This is a genomic window from Pseudomonas sp. Irchel 3A5, assembly GCF_900187575.1.
Lineage (GTDB): Bacteria > Pseudomonadota > Gammaproteobacteria > Pseudomonadales > Pseudomonadaceae > Aquipseudomonas > Aquipseudomonas folii.
Map to the genome: position 1 here is coordinate 89,568 of NZ_FYDU01000001.1, position 18,790 is coordinate 108,357.

General features: G+C 55.9%; 11 protein-coding genes. 4 read left to right on the forward strand and 7 right to left on the reverse strand.

All coding sequences use genetic code 11. The features are described 5' to 3' along the window. Window positions 1-7 precede the first annotated feature (7 nt). The gene (locus CKW31_RS00375) at window positions 8-1,189 is read right to left on the reverse strand and encodes an O-antigen ligase (RefSeq protein WP_141230098.1); all 1,182 of its coding nucleotides are present in this window, start codon (window positions 1,187-1,189) and stop codon (window positions 8-10) included. 5 nt (window positions 1,190-1,194) lie between these two features. Beyond that, window positions 1,195-2,364 (reverse strand): capsular biosynthesis protein, encoded by a 1,170-nt coding sequence (locus CKW31_RS00380; protein WP_256582449.1) that lies wholly within the window; start codon window positions 2,362-2,364, stop codon window positions 1,195-1,197. Window positions 2,365-2,591: 227 nt separating this feature from the next. Here CKW31_RS00380 and CKW31_RS00385 point away from each other — a divergent pair, with 227 nt between their 5' ends. After that, window positions 2,592-3,221 (forward strand): toluene tolerance protein, encoded by a 630-nt coding sequence (locus tag CKW31_RS00385; RefSeq protein WP_095092381.1) that lies wholly within the window; start codon window positions 2,592-2,594, stop codon window positions 3,219-3,221. A 34-nt stretch (window positions 3,222-3,255) separates the two neighbouring features. Here the strand turns inward: CKW31_RS00385 and CKW31_RS00390 are convergent, their stop codons facing one another. The 3 genes from CKW31_RS00390 to CKW31_RS00400 all read right to left on the reverse strand — a co-directional run bounded on the left by CKW31_RS00390 (window position 3,256) and on the right by CKW31_RS00400 (window position 7,206). After that, window positions 3,256-4,449: a capsule biosynthesis protein gene (locus tag CKW31_RS00390; protein WP_256582450.1), complete on the reverse strand. Its 1,194-nt coding sequence runs from the start codon at window positions 4,447-4,449 to the stop codon at window positions 3,256-3,258. A gap of 104 nt (window positions 4,450-4,553) precedes the next feature. After that, entirely contained in the window at window positions 4,554-5,459 is a 906-nt protein-coding gene (locus CKW31_RS00395) for a glycosyltransferase family 2 protein (RefSeq protein ID WP_095092383.1), read from the reverse strand. Next, on the reverse strand, window positions 5,452-7,206 hold the full coding sequence (locus CKW31_RS00400; protein ID WP_095092384.1) for a carbamoyltransferase: 1,755 nt from the start codon (window positions 7,204-7,206) through the stop codon (window positions 5,452-5,454). Before CKW31_RS00400 ends, CKW31_RS00395 begins: the two co-directional genes overlap by 8 nt. 368 nt (window positions 7,207-7,574) lie before the next feature. Here CKW31_RS00400 and CKW31_RS00405 point away from each other — a divergent pair, with 368 nt between their 5' ends. Continuing rightward, on the forward strand, window positions 7,575-8,069 hold the full coding sequence (locus tag CKW31_RS00405) for a hypothetical protein (protein WP_095092385.1): 495 nt from the start codon (window positions 7,575-7,577) through the stop codon (window positions 8,067-8,069). A 534-nt stretch (window positions 8,070-8,603) separates the two neighbouring features. Then, on the forward strand, window positions 8,604-9,191 hold the full coding sequence (locus CKW31_RS29995; protein ID WP_256582452.1) for a hypothetical protein: 588 nt from the start codon (window positions 8,604-8,606) through the stop codon (window positions 9,189-9,191). A 181-nt stretch (window positions 9,192-9,372) separates the two neighbouring features. Here the strand turns inward: CKW31_RS29995 and CKW31_RS00415 are convergent, their stop codons facing one another. Both CKW31_RS00415 and tssI read right to left on the reverse strand, forming a co-directional pair. Further along, complete coding sequence (locus CKW31_RS00415; RefSeq protein ID WP_095092386.1) at window positions 9,373-10,257, reverse strand: DUF4123 domain-containing protein; 885 nt, start codon at window positions 10,255-10,257, stop codon at window positions 9,373-9,375. Next, window positions 10,254-12,275 carry a type VI secretion system tip protein TssI/VgrG gene (gene tssI, locus CKW31_RS00420; protein ID WP_095092387.1) on the reverse strand — a complete coding sequence of 674 codons (2,022 nt, stop codon included), beginning with the start codon at window positions 12,273-12,275 and terminating at the stop codon, window positions 10,254-10,256. Before tssI ends, CKW31_RS00415 begins: the two co-directional genes overlap by 4 nt. A 246-nt stretch (window positions 12,276-12,521) precedes the next feature. Between tssI and CKW31_RS00425 the strand changes: the two genes are divergently transcribed. Continuing rightward, window positions 12,522-18,662, forward strand: coding sequence for a membrane-targeted effector domain-containing toxin (locus CKW31_RS00425; protein ID WP_095092388.1), 6,141 nt, complete (start codon window positions 12,522-12,524; stop codon window positions 18,660-18,662). Window positions 18,663-18,790: the final 128 nt, after the last annotated feature.

Below are 18,790 nucleotides of genomic sequence, written 5' to 3' on the forward strand. Positions count from 1 at the left end.
GAACCCATTACAAGATGGGTCGAGCTGGCTTTGCAGGCTCAAGGGCCTCAACTGATGTCGAACGGTATGCCAGCACGATGCTCAGACACACTGGCACCCAGGTGATCAACCAGTCCGCATTAGGCTTGAGCCAAAGACCGATGCCATCGGTCATAAGCGACACACTGGAAAAAACCCAAAGTGCCAACAACGCCTGCCCAAGTGGCTCCACTCGTGAGATCCAGCCGCGCCATCCCACCGTCAGCCAAAGTGAGCTAAATATCAGCAGGCCAGGTAGACCAAGCCGTACTCCGGTGTCCAGAAAAAGATTGTGCGGATGCTTGAAACTGCCAGCCACTGGAACAGTGATCAAATACTCGTGAAAACCCAGCCCCGTAGCCCAATGCTGCTCTATGAGCTGAATCCCTCCTGTCCACAGGGCTGGGCGAAAGGAAACGCCTCGTTGCAGTAAGAGCTCTACGTCGAACGCGGCAACCCCTACAACACTGATCACCATTAGAGCGATAACGCCAACGCCGAGCCTTGAAGGACGAGCGATAACCATCACGATCATCGCAGCCACCAACGCGATCCATACCCCACGGGTCTGACTAAGGCACAGAAACATCAAATAACCTGCTGCTGGAATCAGCAATAACGAAAGCGTTGTCCAGCTAAAACGCCTCGTTTGCAACATAAAGATACCGAGAATTGCCAAAGCCCCCACGGCGTGCGCAGCCATGATGACCGTATCCCATAGACCCAGCGCTATAATCCGCCCTCCCGAAGCTTGGGGCGCGCTGTAAAAACAGATCACGGAGACTGCTGCAAAAATCCCCCCTATTACAGATGAGCAAAGCAACAGCGATTCGAGTCGCCATTTTGCGTATTGCGCCGCCAACAAAACCCCAAGAAGCGTCAAGGTCACATAAAGCACAATCTTGCCTTTACCTGGCTCGTCACTGCCCTCGACGATTAACACGAAAAGTGTCCAGATCGAAAAAACTACGAAAAAAAAGACTTCCGGCAATTTGACTAGCGGTCGAACAGATTGCCGGAACACGGCCAGCAAAGCCGGAAGCCATAGTGAAAAAATAATAAGTTGGTGATAAAGCTTGTTCTCAGGCAACACCCAAGGGGCACACAACAAGATGAAAAAACCAATCGACGCCCAGCCTGCCAGGGATGCTTTCCCAACCAGTCTCTTCATCCTGCCTAGCACCCAGCTTCACCTTTTATGCGACGGGCAACCTGCTGCAAGTGAGCTTTATCGGCGTTTTTCCAACTACCTTTGATGCAATAGTGCTCCGACAAATAGTGGAGAAAATTGCGCCGCAGACGCTCACTCAGTGGCCAGTCCGGGAATGCTCGAACCCACGCTACAGCTTGGCTGGCATTATCAGCGTGCACCACCAACCCTTCGATGTTGAAAAATGCCTGACCGAGCGTCATCACCGGCTTGCCCAGAAGCAAGCTTTCCAGGCCGACAGTCGAATTCACGGTTATCACAAATTGACTGGATTCAATTAACTGTTGTGTGGCATTTCCATTGGCAAACAAAAGGCGATCAGACGTTCGCTCATGCAACCGTGGGTAATTTTCGCGGCTGGACGGATGCTCTTTAAAAACCACCGTCATCCCGGTTTCTTCCGCAATATGCTCCCCCAGAGCGAACATCTCCGACATGTTGTTGATCCAGGGGGAAAACAATCGGACCTGAGAGTCTCGATCATCTTGAAAAGGAATAAATATAAATTGCTCCGGCAGCTCGACAGGGGGCAAGCCACCGATGCGCGGCTTTCGCGGAATCAATACAGAGGCAGGCTGAAAATCAGCCAAGGCATGGGGGTAGTTGAGATAAAAGTCGGCATTGCGGGGAACCGAATTAAGGTAGTTCACCCCTTTGGCATCTACCGTTGTTGTGTCGGGCAACAAACCATTTTCGACGAAGAACGTCTTGCATCCTGCAGGCACCAGCGCCATCAACAATTTGCAGTACCGATGAGAACCATTCCACACCACAAGCGCATCAGGGCTCTCTCGTTCAAGCAGCGCCTGGGCACGCAACGCCATCCAGCCCAGCTCCAGCCTCAATAGTAGACGGTATAAAGTGCCATCGCTCTTGTTCTTGATCCGCCGCTCCTCACACTTCTCCTCAATCAGGCCTCGCCAGTCAATTTGTGAAAACACTTGGGAGAGGCGTAAGGTGCGCGGCCAAGGCATTTGCTGCGCAGTAACAACTTTGCCTTGTAATTCTGTTTCATCAAGCAATCGTTTGAAGTAAAGGCCTTGATGTCTGGCCATAGAAATGAACAGGGTTTCCATCTGAAAAAGTCCGAAAAGAGGTGCCTGTCTGCCATCCCGCTTGCAGCCAACTGCGGTCATAGCGCCAGCCTTGCAGTTGAATCAAGCGTAAAGCAAAAAATTCATACGCATGAAATGGGGGCAAGATAAGTTGTATCTTTACGAATCGGGCGACAGGAGGAGCCCGTCGTAACACGACTAAATGCAACTGAAAATTAGCGCGATTGTAGCACAGCGATTTTTTGCCGCGGTCTCAGTACGGTAACATGCGCCACCGCACACCCCATCAGGCCAGCCATGGAGCCTTGATGCAAAACCTTGAGCACATCGTTTATATCAAAATGCGCGAAGGCGCCGCTGTTCTTGAAGCAGACCGTGAAGGTGACAAAGTCCTTCGCCTGGCGGATGGAACAATGCTGAAACTGTTCCGCCGGAAACGCCTGCTGACCTCCGCATTGTGGTTTCCCTACGCCCAACGTTTTGCGGACAATTGCGAAGCACTGCGAGCCAGGAAAATCCAGTGCCCGACTGTCCGCAAAGTTTATCGCATCCCTAGCATCAAGCGTGATGCAGTGCATTACGACCCTTTACCAGGCAATACATTACGCCAACTGATCATTGAGAATCCCGACGGGCTCCGTGCAAAGCTGGGCGAATTCGTCGCAAACCTGCACAACCAGGGTATCTATTTCCGTTCAGCCCACATGGGCAACATCGTACTGACGCCGGATAACACGCTGGGGCTCATTGATATCGCCGATTTGCGCGCCCAGCGCAAGCCATTAAGCAAAGGCCTGCGCCTGCGAAACTTCAAGCATATGCTGCGTTATAAGGGTGACCGCGAGTGGCTACTCAAGGATCAAGAGTTTCCTCACCATTATTTTCGCAGCCAGCAAGTGTGCACCGAAGAAGACTTGGCCCTGATACTTCAACGCTGATATTCACGTCATCGCAGGCAAGCAAGGTCCGCTGTCACCCAATAGCGGGGAGTGAAACCGTTGCAAAACCGAGCGCTGGATCCCTGCCGTTTATTAGGTCATCAATCAGCTGAACGGTCTTTGTCAAACCCTGAGAACCGTACACCAAGTGGTAATCAGCAAATTTCCGGGCTTGAACCACATGCACCTGATAGTCATCTTCGACAGCCCGCAACTGACGTGAAAACGTGTCAATGTCTCGGACTTGCGCACCGAAGAACAACGAGTGGGAAAAGATATCCGCATCCTTCCCGGCATTGACATGGATCACGGGGCGCCCTGCTAGACCGGCCTCTATACCGGCATTAGACATGATATTGACAACTACGCTAGCGGACGCCAGCGCATCTGCCAGTGAGCACTGCGAGTCAAGCAATTCAACGTTGAACTGACGCGCAGCAGCATCGCTCCAAAATTGCGCGCGGCTTCGCGGATGGCGCTTGAACAACAGGCGGTACTCCGGATGGAGCTCAGCCCACTCGCGAAGCAGTTCGTAAGTACGCACATAGCCAGCTTCTTTCTCCCGATCCGGACCAACCCCCAAGACCAGCAGGGTTTTGACAGCCGGGTCCGCCTCCGGCAAATCATAAGTCTGGTCGGCCAGGTAGGAGCCAAGCAGCACCACGGTTGAGTCACCGAATCGCAAACCACGCTGCTGTAACGCGACCAGTGAACTATTACCAAAAACGCCGTAATAATCGTAGTCATTCATCCCCAGCCGACGTGAGGACTCAAGCGTAGCAGCATGAGCCAAATGCAACAGGCGAGCCCCGCGTGCTGCTAGCGCGAGGCGCAGGAAAGGCGCATGGAAGCTTCCGTTTCTCTCGTTGATCAACAATTGCGGCGTGTATTTCGCAACAAGCCATTGGGCGTGAGCGGCATAAGCCAGATAGCGTAGCGGAACAGGCTGGGGCGGACGTAGCAACTGCCGTCGCGCGCAGGCCTCAGGAGGAGATAGCAAGGCGGCTTCATTCAAATTGAGACCCCTCACCCGCACAGCGCCAATCAGAATATTCTTTCGCTGCAATGCCATCGACTTCGGCGCGGAATGCAGCAGTAGCACTTCGCACGGCTCGGCATCCACCGAGGCCCTCAGACATGCGCTGGCACGGATTCCCTGTACCACGTCCACGAGCACATCACGGGCTATACGCAAAAAGCTTCCGAAACGCCCATGGCGCTCGCGCATCAATTTCCAGCGATACCGATCGAGCTCCCGGGCTCTCCGTGCCCAACTGCCCTCTGCCTGGACCACGTCCATGGCAGACGGCGATGGAGTAAACGGCCCCCCGCTCACTTGAGCAACAATCGAATGGCTTTGCGGGTATAGGACCAACGTGTCAGCGAACGCCAGTCAGCACGTATGGCTTTGGCATAGAAAACCTTGGCGTTTTCGTAGTCTCCTGCGCTGTAGCAATCACGAAACAGTGACAAGCAACGCTGTGCAAAAAAAGCCTGGCGCAAGCTCTGCAACGGCGCAGGCATACGCTGCGGAGAAAATGCCTCGTCGACTACTTTCAAGCCTGAGGCAAGGCTTTGCTTCAGATCATGTCGCATGCTGTCGGCATGCTTGTGAATGATCGCCAAGGGCTTATCTATGACGCTGCAAGTAAACCGTGCGAGTACCTGAGCGAACACCGGGATGTCTTCGGCATTGCGCAGGTTCTCAGGGTACAGTCCAGGCTCAAACACATCACGATGCATCACGCAGGCACCGTTGGAGAGCGATATCGTCTTGTCCAGCAAATAACCGCGCACGCGCTGCTCAGCAGGAGCGGGCAGCGGCTTGGGGACATGCACCGAACGACGACCATCATCGAACGCCGACCAGTGGCCACCAATAATCAAACGGCTTTCAGGATGCTCTGCGATGTGCTCAAGCACTGTATTCAGGGCATCTGGAGCCATCTCATCATCGGCATCAAGGAAGATTAGGTATTGACCCCGCGCCTCCTCAATACCTCGATTGCGAACGGACGACAACCCGCCGTTGGGCTTGCGCAACATCCTGAAGCGCCCGGGGTTTTCGGCGAGTAACTGCTCAAGCACCTGAGGCGTGGTATCGGTCGAACCATCGTCAATCACCAACAACTCGGCGGTATTTTCATCGAGCTGAGCCAGCACTGAATTGACTGCACGCGGCAGCGTCTTGGCGTAGTTATAGGCCGGGATAACGACGCTGACCAACGGCTCAGGCATTTTCGTATGTCTCCACGCCGTCTTTGACCACCAGAATGTCTTCCATGATCAGGTATTCAAGATCCGAGCCGAAGAACATGTTCAAGGCATCGGTAGGCGAGCAGATCATCGGTTCGCCGCGACGGTTCAGCGAGGTGTTCAGCGACACGCCGTTACCGGTGAGGTTTTCCAGCGCCTTCATCATGTCGTAGTAACGCGGGTTGTATTCGCGCTTCAGGACCTGGGCACGTGAAGTACCGTCTTCGTGGACAACTTCCGGCACGCGGGTCTTCCACTCTTCAGCCACTTCAAAAGTGAAGGTCATGAACGGCGCAGGGTGATCGATCTTGATCATCTGCGGCGCTACGGTGTCGAGCATCGACGGGCAGAAAGGCCTCCAGCGTTCGCGGAACTTGATCTGATGGTTGATGCGGTCAGCCACACCAGCAACGCTCGGGCAGCCGATGATCGAACGCCCACCCAATGCACGCGGACCAAACTCCATACGGCCCTGGAACCAGGCCACAGGATTACCTGCAACCATGATTTGCGCGATGCGCTCCGGGGTATTTTCAATCTGACGCCAGACTGGCTTGCTCGGATGGCGAGCGCAGGCAGCAATCACATCTTCGTTGCTGTAAGACGGGCCGAGGTAAACGTGTTCCATCTTCTCGACCGGCACCCCGCGGGCATGGGAAACATAAGCCGCCGCCCCCACCGCAGTACCCGCGTCACCGGAAGCGGGCTGCACGAACAGCTCTTTGACTTCCGGACGGGCGATGATTCTCTGATTCAGCTTCACGTTCAGCGCACAGCCGCCCGCGAAAGCGATCTTGCCGGTTTCCTTGAGGATGTCACCCAGGTAGTGATCAATCATCTGCAACGCCAGCTTCTCGAACAGCGCTTGCATGCTCGCCGCATAGTGGATGTAAGGCTCGTCAGCGATGTCGCCTTCGCGCTTGGGACCCAACCACTCAATCAGCTTCGGCGAGAAGTAGAAACCTTTGCCCTTCTCTTTGTAACGACGCAGGCCGATAACATTGGCCAGTTCGGTGTTGATCACCAGTTCGCCGTTTTCGAAGGTCGCCAGACGCGAGAAATCGTATTTGCTGGCATCGCCATACGGCGCCATGCCCATCACCTTGAATTCGCCGTCGAGCATCTCGAAACCGAGGAATTCGGTGATTGCGCCATACAGGCCGCCCAGGGAGTCCGGGTCGAAGAACTCTTTGATCTTGTGAATCTTGCCGTTCTCGCCATAGCCGAAGAACGTTGTGGCGTACTCACCCTTGCCATCGATACCAAGGATCGCGGTCTTCTCTTTGAAACCGGAGCAATGGTAGGCGCTGGAGGCGTGAGCCAAGTGGTGCTCAACCGGCTCGATCTTGATCTTCTTCGGATCGAAGCCCAGTTGTTCAAGACACCAGACGATCTTGTTGCGATAACGCTTGTAGCGACGGTTACCCATCAGCAGTGCGTCAAGGGCACGGTCCGGGGCATACCAGTAGCGTTTGGCATAGTGCCAGCGAGCTTTACCGAACAAGCTGATCGGCGCGAACGGAATCGCTACCACATCGACATCCGATGGCTTGATGCCTGCCTGCTCAAGACAGAACTTCGCCGACTCGTAGGGCATGCGGTTCTTTGCATGTTTATCGCGAACGAAGCGCTCTTCTTCAGCCGCTGCCACCAGCTTGCCGTCGATGTACAGCGCCGCGGAAGGATCATGGCTAAGGGCGCCGGACAGGCCAAGAATCGTCAATGCCACTGGGGTCTAGCCTCTTTAGTCTGCATGCAGGCGGCACGCGCCTGAGAAAAATATGTGCCCTCGCAGCGGGGCGAGGAACAGCTAAAGGGCGGGATTATAGCGTAATGACAAAGGGATTTGCTTGCCCCGAGTAAAACCGGGGCAAGCCACGGCCCGGTTAGCAGAAGTATGAATCTACGACACTTTACGTAGGGCCTTTCCCAAAGTGCTTTCCGTGCATTGAGCGCCTGCCGCTCATCGGCCACTCTCCCGCCCTCGCTCAGGGTCGGGCGCTCAGTACACCCTGGAGCCAGGATGCTGAAAGACGTCGCTCACTTCCTCTAGGCGAGTACCTAAAAGAACTTCATGGCCATATTCAGGCCCCGCGCATGCAGATTGTTCCGTCGAATGATGATCCTAGCAACCCTAACCCCAGGCTCTTCCTGCTGCACTTTCCAAAGCTGTCTGCCGATGATCTAGCGCTACCTATCGGCAGTCTCGCCAGCGGAGCATTGCTCAAAATTGGCGGCTATCAGATTGTTCGGGCCCAACACGGACGCGACTACAGCCCCGAACGATGGACACCTTTAAAGGAGAGACTGCAAGAAAGCTTTCAGGTTTATCAAGAAACACCGTTGATTCTGCGGCTGACAGATATTAGTGGACTGCTCACCTCACCCACTCCAGGACGCTGCGACTTCATGCTGTCAATACTGCTGGGCTATCGGACACAGGAAGGCCTGTACGAAGGCCATCCGTATGACGTGCGCTTTCAACTTACCGGTGAGAACGGCGACTTTCCCTCTGTCGACATTGAGCATCAGGGAGATCAGTGCCCTCACTTCGGTATCTACCCCGCGACCCTACCGTCGGGGAAGAACTGAGATGGGAGAAATGGCTCCTGACACACCGCCGCCGATCCATCATGCGCCTCACGCGGGTTTGCGAGAAACCTTCCCGACAGGCCAGATCGTGTACCTCGCGCCATTGCCGTTGCCCACAGACCTACCCGCTCAGGATTACGGACACGCGGTCGGTGAAATGAACGATACGTATCTGGACTTCGGCATTGGGCTACCCGCAGTGTTCGCCTGGCAGGTGGGTGTAGGACTCCCCTTTTGGGCCGTCTGGTTTTTTGGCTTGCTGACCCCCTCACTAGACTGGTTGCTTTCTATTGCAGAAGGTAGAGGAGTCGAAAGTGCAACCAAAATAATGATAATACTAATACCTCTAGGCCTAGAAATGGGAGGCTGGGCCGCTGCTGCCGCCTTAACCCTCTACCTCATCATCACCTTCAACCACCTCAACAAATACCACGAAGTCATCCCCACCCGCTTCAACCGCGAACGCCGCGAAGTCTGCTTCGTCCCCAGAGGCCAAACAGAGCCCATCTTCGTCCCGTGGGAATCGCTGTCGGCATGGGTCGTTCAAGCGCAGTCGGTCACGCAATACGGCATGGATATCCGCTACGCCATGGGCGTGGGTTTTATCATCCGCCTCACGATGAGCATTACAGCCTGGAGTTTTTCTGCGCCGGGTTTGATCTGGCGGTGTGCAACTGGGAGGCGATTCGGGCTTATATGGAATATGAGGTTCATACCCTCAAGGAGATTCAGGACCCGCTTGAACTGCAAAACCCCGGCGATCCGCCTCACGAAGGGTTGCATACGTTTTACAACGCACGGGAGCGGATGCGGCGTCGGCGCAAAAATCGCGAGGTGGGCTTCTTCTATCCGTTCTGGTGGTACACCTACCACGTACTGACCCTGTGGACGCTGCCCAACTACCTCACCGAATGGGAAATCCGCCACATCAAAAGTATCGGGCGCGCAGCCATACCCGAAGCAATGCAAAGCTGGTCAGAGCCGCTGCCCGCCGAGCAATGGGCCAGGCCCAGTGAAAAGTTAAAACGTATGACCCAGGCGGTCAAAAAACTGCACGCGCAGAAGCCCAGTCAAAATATTGCAGCACGGTTTACCGAGGTACAGCAGGCAAGCACTTTGTAGCAGCGCGAAGTAGCGATGGCGGTGCATCTGACAGATCGCCATCGCGACCGTCGTAAACTCCGATGGCTCCTACAGATTTGCTATCAGCCTCACACTGTAGGCGTTGTCGGAGGTAACGACGGCGCCGATTGCAATAAATCTGACACACCGCCATCGAGGACCTCGTAACTTCGGTGAGCGCCTATAAGTTTCCGGCTCCGGCGATATCTGCCGCCATCGCCGCAGCACGGTCAACACGTTCCAGGGTGCTTAGCTCCGAACGGACTGTCAGCAACTCGGCAATGTCCGGGTACTGTTCCAGTACGTTATCCCCCAGAAAACCAAAAACGTTGGCGTATAACCAGATTTCCTGCTTGGTCTCGAAGCCCTTTTCGATAGCGGAGCGGGCGAGTTGGTGGATACGCTCCAGACGCTGATCAGATGTCATCTCTGCTCGATAGCCGGGGAAAAAGCGCTGCATGTGCTGGTAAAGCGCGCCCATGGACTTGTCAAAAGCCACGCTTTTCAGAGCCATCCATTGCGCGTCACTTGCAACGAAAGTTTTGTCGTATTGCGGGATGTACTTTTCGCCGGGGCGCTTGAGTTGCGCCCATCCATCACGGGGGGCGTTGCTGACGACAATCTGCTGGCAGGGGCCAAAAAGGTCCAGCCCCGGAGCACGCTCTGCTGCAAACAGCGCGAGCGCCACTGCGGGGTCAGAGATGCGCAAGTACATGTCCTCCCCCTGAGGCGGGTGAAAACAGGTCAGCCAGCGAATATGAGCCACTAGCTCATCCCACGAACCATCGCTGACCAGCAGATACCCCCATAACTCCTGAGTGTGGGCCAGAAACTGCAAAAGCACTGGATCATCAGCATCATGCAAGCGCACCAGACACGGCGAAAGCCGACTGATTTCAGCCCACCGGGTCCCGTGGTAGAGCACACTTACCCTGGGTGCCGGATTCCATTGGTAAAGACGCTGGAGCAGGTTTTTGACCTGAATGGCATCGAGCAGAAGTCCGACCGTCTGGCTCCATGGGAAATCGTCAGGCAACGAACATTGCACAGAGCACTCGCTGCTCATGACAACTCCTTCATGGCGTCAGCACAGGCTTGGCAAAACGGGACACCGCGTTCGATAGCCATGAGTTGTACATCCGGGATCAACGACGGATTCGCGGGCAACGCCACCTGGGGGATCAACGCTGCTGGCAAGCCAGGAACTGCCGGCATCCCCACCACCGGCACGCCACCCAACAATATCGGCACACTGCTGAAAATCCCCGCCGGGCTGATACTTATCCAGTGACCACCCGCTTTGATCGTTGCGCTGAGCCCCGCATTGATAACTACGTCTACGTTTGAATGCAGATGCACTTGTGTGGCCGCGCTGACCAGATGATTGGCCGCGCTGATGTGCTGGTTGCCGACCACCGTCAACGAGTCATCGGCCAGCACCTGGGTTTTGCGTGCCCCATGCGTGAGATGGTGTTCTTCGCCGTGCAACTCATGGCTGGACAGCCCGGTGACATTGACCTTGCGCTGGTTATCCACCTGGATCGACTGATCATTAAGTACATGCTCAGACCAGTCGCGTTGAGCGCGGATGGAAATGGACTCGGCACCTTTGCGGTCTTCGATGCGCAGTTCGTTGAAGCCTAAACCACCCGGACTGCTCTGGGTCTTGAGCACGGTCTGGGTATTTTGAGCGGGCAGGTTCAGTGGCGCTCGCGTACCAGCATTGGGCAGGCAGGCCTGCACGTAAGGCTGGTCCGGATCGGCTTCGAAGTAACCCACGATCACTTCCATGCCGACTCGCGGAATCATCGCCGTGCCGTATTGCTCATGTGCCCAACCGGCGGCGACCCGCAGCCAGCAGCTGGAATGCTCGTTGCGACTACCTTCGCGGTCCCAGAAGAACTTGACCTTGACCCGGCCATATTCGTCGCAGTAAATCTCTTCGCCGGACGGGCCGGTGACCACTGCGTGCTGGCTGCCGAGAATGCGCGGTTTACGGTGCCTGAGCGGTGGACGAAACGGCACCTTGCCGGGGATGGCTTCAAAACGATTGCGATAGCCCTGTGTGAACGCTCCCCGCTCAGACGAACGAGGCATCGACTCTTCCAGCACCTGCGGCTGTTTACCCTCATGAAATACCGAAGTCAGCAGCCATTGTTGACTCCACTGCGGATTGGGATGCGTCAGCTCAAACAAATGGCCACTGACCAGCGCGCTCTGATCGCTGTTGCCGCTGGCCAGGTGCATGTCGCTGCGGTTTCGTTCCAGCGCCTTTCGCGCCAGACGCGTGCCGACGCTGAGGTCCGTGAAAGGCGCCGGATACTGGTAATCCTCCAACTCACTGCGACCATCGCCGTCCGCACTGCTGAGCAGGTCAACCTGAGGTAGCTGAAAGTCATAGGTCTGATGGCTGGCCTTGCCCGAGCGTGTGGCGAGTCGCACATTGAATCTGTTGATGACCGAAGCTTCTGCGACCAGACCGCTGCTCTGCACATACGCGACTGCAGGTTTGAGCACCGGCAATTGAATGGGATCGTCGGCAAACACCAGCAGATGCTCGTCAGGACTGTGCTGGAAGTGAAAATGGATACCCTCTTCTTCACACAGCCTGCGTACGAAATGCAGATCGGTTTCCTGATACTGGGTGCAGTAATCGCGAGGCCTGCAGGGCTCGCGCAGCCTGAAGGCAAACCCGTTGCTGAAGATGGCGTGATCCTTGAGCACCAGCGCGATGATGTCCGGGACAGTCTTGCCTTGAAAGATCCGATGACTGCGGCGGTATTCCAGACGCTTAAGGCTGGGCACCAGCTGGATGAAGTAGTGGGTAAAGCGCTTGCCGGAATCACCCTGCGCGACTTCGCCAATCTGCCCGTGAAAACCATGACCGTCAGCGTCAATTTTCAGGAAAGCCAGACGGTGCAGCAGATCATCCAGTTCGAGATTGGCCCGCTCGCTGACCAGCTCGATGCGTACGCTGAACGGACGGCTGATGGATTCTTTGGCGGTAAATGCCAGCACTCGAAAGTCATGCTCAAGCCCGGCAATTTCCAGCGTGAACGAGGCGCGATTGGCGGGGTTGAACATGGGCAAGTCCTTGGCCTGAATAAAAGGCGGAACTTTGCTCCTCAGGGATAAAAGTGTCAGTCAGGCTTGCGTCGTTTGATCTGTAAGACGTTTCTGCAAATGCAATCTCACGCCCTGAACCTCGAAGCCGGAACCTGTAACTAACTATTTAACACCCCCAATCTACCCACTCCTGATTGATTGAACTCAAAGCGGTCCGGCTTCTGGACCGACCTTTACACCATTCAGTCAGGATTCTTGAACACGATGCAACTACTCACTCCGCTCCCCCCTACTCCAGCAGAGAGCCTGCCATTGGCGGCCGCCGCTTTGCAGCAACTCAGCACTTTGGATGTACTGTTCACCGACGAGCTCAAGTCCTTGCCCAAGGCCAGCGCAGCGACCATTGAAACGCTTGGCGGGCAGGACGACACCGCTAAAGAAGCCGAGGTGGCGGCGTTGCTCAAACAGCTCAACGATTTCTGGCAAGCACCCAGCGCCAAGGGTCAAAGCCGCGCGGTCCTGTTCGCAAAAAGCATGGAACAGGCACTGCGTAACGAGGTGATCGTCAAAAACCACGAGCGCAATCTGGGCAAGGAATACACAGCTTGCTTACCCCTGCCAATGGTCGGCAAACAGATTGGCCGCGATCTGGAAATGTTCGCCCTGCATGTGCAACTCAATGACAAGACCACCACTGAGATCGCCGGCGCACTGGTGTTCATTTCAACGACAGGCCTGACCTTGCTGGTATTACCCGGGATCGGTACGGAGGGTTTCAAGAGCCGCACCGCCTTTAGCGGAACGCTTGTTCAGTGGCTCAACAGTGACGTGTTACGTCATGCGCTGTTCAACAATACCCAGCAGCGCGACCAGCAACTATTGGAGACCATTACGCGAGATCCAGATCTCGACCTGGAGCCCTTCACCGCCGCAGACCTGCAACTGCACCCAATTACCGGCAACCCCTTCGCCTATGCTCTCGAGCGCCAACTCGACAAACAACGCAAGGACGTGCGTCACGCCTGTCTCGATGCGCAGACACCCGGTAGCAAAAAGCCGCGGATTGATGCAGCCATGGGCATGCCGGGGCTGTTTGGCCCCGGCGCCATGCTTGCACTGCGCGAAATGGCCTACTGGGAGCGCCAGCAGCGCAGGAATCAGCCCCACTGGATCAAGATCGCCAGCGACAATGACCTCAAGCAATATCAGCAGCGCCTGACCCATTATGAACAGAGCCGCACGGCATTGCTCAGCGCCTTGGGTGGCGCGGCGTCTCATGAACAATGTGCGCGGATGCAACTGCGCGCTCGCATTGCGTCCGACCTTGGCTACGACCTGGAACCCGAGCAGGTCATGATCACCATGCAGCGCCGTCTGGCAATCACCGGCAAACTCTATACAACCCGGCGCTCGCTGCTGCACTTGGCGCTATATGGGCTGCACCCCGGAGATCGCGACGCCAATTCGGCATTCCAGACCCTGAGCACAATCCGTCTGGGCGACTCGCTCCTGGAGATGAGCCACCCGCTGCTGACCCTCGCCTACGTGGCGGAACTGGTCGACGAGTTGAGTCTGGGTACCGCATTTCGCGAATATCAACGTACCGCCTACGCCGCAGAGCACAATCAGCAACTGATGCGCGACCTGACGCGCAAACAGGTTTCAGCTCTGGCTTACGCGGCAAAGATGCAGGCGCATATCACTGCGGAAGATTTCGCAATCATCGAACAGATCGAGGCAGATACAACAGGCCAATCCACGCCAAACCTGCACGTTCAACAGATCAGGCTCGATGACGGGGAGATTTTGGGCCGCATGCTGGTTTTTCGTAAAAACGACAGCCAGGGGCGGCTTGAGCGTCTGATAATGTTCGCTGCGGACGCGCCGAGAACCCAACATTTCCAGGCCTTCGATAATCAGACTCAACTGACCCACGAATTGGTCAGTTGGACCACATCGCCTGATATGAGCGGTTATTTGCTCAAACAGGTGCCGACGTCCAGCCGGGAAAACCTTGAGACGCGCTTCGCCGCTCTGCGCCTCAAGCCTCATCCTCCCGCCAATTACGTGCAGCTCATCACGCGCAGTCACTACAACCAGGCCCTCGGGCAGTTCGTGCGTCAGCATGTACGAGTGGCTGCTGCCGATCAGGCACAACGCGTCCCGGACTGGTACATGCGCGCCAGCCCTGCAGAGCAACAGGAATTGCTGGCTCTGGAAGACGCGCTAGCCGGTGCTACAGAAAACTTCCACGCAGAACCGCCCACTCAGGCACAGGACTTCGAGGAATACGTTCATCAGCGCGCCAGCAAAAAAATCAGTGAATTACTCGGAGTGGCTGAAGGCAGTGTCGACCCGGACCAGATCATCATCACCTCTCAGCGCGAAGTACTCAGCTACACGCAGATGCTACGCAACGGTCATGACGACACTCTGGGTTTCCTCAGCAGTAGCGCCGATACAGAGGCCACATTCAGCGGCCCGCCGCATGTCGACCTCAAGCCACTGAACGCACAAAAAGTCGGACGCTCGGTTCATGGCAAATGGCTCAGTGATGACTACATCAAACTGGTCAGAGATACCCTGCTCGACCCGGACTCTCCCGGATACGACCATCGTCGACGCAGCAGCCTGCAGATCACCGTACTGCAAATGAAAGCGGCCGCATTGCGCAGCTACCTCAAAGGCCAACTCGACACCCGGCAGTATCAGTGGCTCAGGCTATACATGGATCATCTCCACCAGACCGACAGCCAGGCGCGACGCCGATACCCGCTGCACACCTTGCAACTGCGCATGGAAAACCCGCTGATAGGCACCGATATCGCCAAAGCAGGCGAAGTAGCGAGGGATCTCTATAACGCTATTTCACCCGACAGGGTCGCGCTGACTCAGGTTGAAACCGTACAGGGCTGTTATCTGTTGTCCTCCGCCGATGCCAGTCAACCGGCGATGCTCTACACCCCCCAGGCACCGGACGGCCTGGAGTTCCGCCTGTTGAGTGCCTTCAAAAACTCCCTCTCCAGCGCAGGCATGATCGATTACTACAAGGATCGCTGCCGGATTGATGCGCGCCGCAAACTGGCATTTTTCCTGCGCGACATGGAGCAAGGTGGAGCGAGCAAACCGCCGGTCATCCCCCGTGATGCAGTGAACGAGTTTCAGGACATCTGTTTCAATCGCCCCCTTGAACGACAACTACGCGATGTCGAAGACAGCACCACTGGCCGCAGTGACATGCTGGCCAGACTGGCCTGGATCACCTTTGAGATGGTCGCCACTGTGGTGACTTTACCGTTCCCACCCGCGAGTTTTGCGGTCGGCGCACTGCTTTCCTTGCACGACAGCATGAAGGCCCTGCAAGCCTTCGCCGATGGCGACCGGGAAACCGCCAGCGCCTACATTCTCAGCTCACTGTTCAACAGCCTGGGCGCTGCCGGGGATTTGTCAGCCGGCATGAAAGGCTTCGGTGCGCTGCGCCAACTTGATAACAGCGCCAAACACGCGTCTGCATTTCCGGCGGCGAAAAACATCACGCGCGCCCCAAGCCAGGCTGATCTGCACCCCGTCAACCTTGAAGGGGAAACCTTCTGGCGCAGCAAGCCGAACGCGAATGGCCATGCGTCGGTGTATCGCCTGGACGTGGACCCATCCAAGGCGCCACAACCAACCGGACAGTTCGCCCGGCACGACCTCGACGGGAAATGGCGCCCCTTGAGCGAGCCCGCCGGTCAGCCAGCGGTGCTGAACGGAAGCGCTATAAAACCGGACTTTTCCGTAAATATCTCACTGGAAAATACGCCTCCATTGCCCTCCGGGCACGCTAAAGGCGTGAGCGTGGTGAACGGTAAATATTACATAGAACTCGGAACCCGGATCTTCGAAGTGCAGTTCGATGCGAGCGCTCGTTACTGGAACATCATCGATCCACAGAACCCGTTTGCCTTTTTTGGCAAGCGTCCGGTACGCCTGGACGCTCAAGGCAAATGGCACCTGCTGGAACGGCCAAATCTACGTGGCGGTATGGACGATTCATTCAAGCCACTGGCGACGGAATCCGTGACCACCAGGGAGATTACCGCCGCTGTCGTCCCTTATGAGTTACCGCTGCGATTACGCGCCCACTTCGACGTCCTTGCACACCCGGGCAGATCGATAGACGACCTGGGCCTGGGCCTTGATGACTATTTCGAGGCGGTATTCCGGGATGTCCGCGCAGACTTTGCCAGGTTACGAGAGAAGCTCTACGTAAATGCCAATGCGGCACTGGTTTCGACGATACCTCTGCCTCGCCCTGTATTGCCGCTGCTTGAGGTGAATGCTGACGCCGGCAGCCTGATCAAAAAAGTTTTCCAGAACAGCAATGCCATGGTCATTGGCGAAGCCCCGAGGTCCATTGCCAGCAAGCGCCTGTTGATCGAAAACATGGCTGCACTGGCCGAGCAGGACGTCAAGGTGCTGTACATCCAGCATCTGTTCACCGACCTGCATATGTACAAACTGGACAAGTACCGCAAGCTGGGAGCCAGAAGCAAAACCGGCTCCAGCGAGCTGAGGCTCTGGTTCGAAACCCTCAACGACGGAGCATTGAAAAACCGCAGCAGGGATTTCGACTATTACCACGTCGTTAAAATCGCACATCGTCACGGCATAGAAGTACGACCGCTCAGCTCATCCGTCAGCTACCCGCTGATTCACAACCCCGTCACCTCGGCTGCGGGAGATATCGCTGCCGATCAAAAAATGAGCAACTTTTTCAGCAACCTTCTGATAGGTGCCGACGCTGCCGCTACCCCTCAAAAGCGATGGGTGGCGTTAGTGGATCAAAGACTGGCCAATACTCATCAACAAGTTCCTGGCATTGCCGAACTGCAAGGTGCAATCAGCGTGCGCGTGCATGATGTGCCCGATGGCAGACCAACGCTCATCAGCCGTGATCTTGAAAATACCAGCAGTGCATTCGGCAAGGCTGATTTCAAAATCGAAGTCGCTAATCCGTTGATCAGGGACCAGGGTACCGCTGAAGTCGCGTCTGCGATCTCACCGCCCAGCCTCCTGGATGAAGCGTTACATCGACAAATTCACGGAATCACAGACGATAAAATCGACAATATTTTTGTCGGCAAAGCGGGTTTCGAATGGAAGGAAACCGGTGGATGGCAGCCAATCGACGCGGAAAACTGGCCCGCCGAAGTTTCACCTACAGCCATACAATTCTCGTTGCTGGACACCGTTTACGGTATGCCAGTCGAGACCCGAGCCAGCCTGCATGACTTGATCAACTTCAAACACAAGGGACTGGACTCGCGGTTTTTCCTCACGAACGACGAGCATTCGCTGATACGGGACAGCTTTTTCAATCTGCGCCGCAAGCTTCAGAAAGACGCGCGAAAAGTCATTGCCCACGAGCTGCCAGAGCGCCCGACAGTCCCCTCCGTGTCACCCGGAATCAGTCATGGGGATTTGCTTGAAGACCTTTATCAACATACCGACGGGGTGGTCATTGGCGAATCCCACTCATCCATTGCCAGCAAGAAACTGATCATCGATAACCTGCCGCTTCTGGCTCGACAGGATGTGAAGACGCTGTACATGGAGCACCTGCTCAGCGACCTGCATCAGGCTGATCTGGATCGTTATTTCGAAACAGGCTACATGAGCAAATCCCTGCTTCATGACCTGAGAAAACTCGACCTCGGTCATCAAACCGATCCCGACACGGTCTACACCTTTGAGCAACTGGTCATCAAAGCGCGCGCCAATGGCCTGGAGATCAGGGCTATCGACTGCGCAGCCAGCTACCACATCAAAGAAATTGACCATCCCTCGCTCACCACACGTCAGCAGATGTTCAGCTACTTCGCGTCGCGTACGCTGCGCAAACATCAAGAGGTCATGGGCGCGCACAAGTGGATAGCGCTGGTCGGTAATAGCCATGCCAATACTTACGAGAAAATCATTCCCGGCCTCGCTGAACTGGAAGGAGGCATTGGCATCCGGGTGGTCGACGTGAGACCTGGCCAGGGACGGGGTGTTTCGATTGATCCCGGTGACAGCATCCCTATCGGGCTGACTGGCCGAAAAAGTGTCATCAAGAGCGATTTGCGGTTGGAGATGGAAACCCTCAAACCAGCCGTCGCGGTCAGGCCCCCACAATCCTTGCCCATCGGAGAAAGGCTCACGAGGCCAGGCATGTTCCTGATCGAGGAAAGCAGAGACGGGTTGCCGGTGATTGTCCATCGTTCACGGGACAATGCGATTCATCGCACCCCGGTAAAGGTCAACGCCCAAGGCCAGGTTTATGTGGAGCGAGCCACCTGGGCTACGGTCAACCTGAAACCTTTTGCTGACATGGATGCGCTGATTGTCGGGCTGGAGGAAATCAACCTGACGCGGGTGGCGTAACCAAAACGGCAAGCCCAGCTCCCACGTCACATTAGCTTGCGGGCAAACGTAAATCTCCCACAGCAATCACCGATGACGTGGGACCGGCTTCAGCCGGGAAGAGGCCGGAACGGACGTTGATTTTTTAT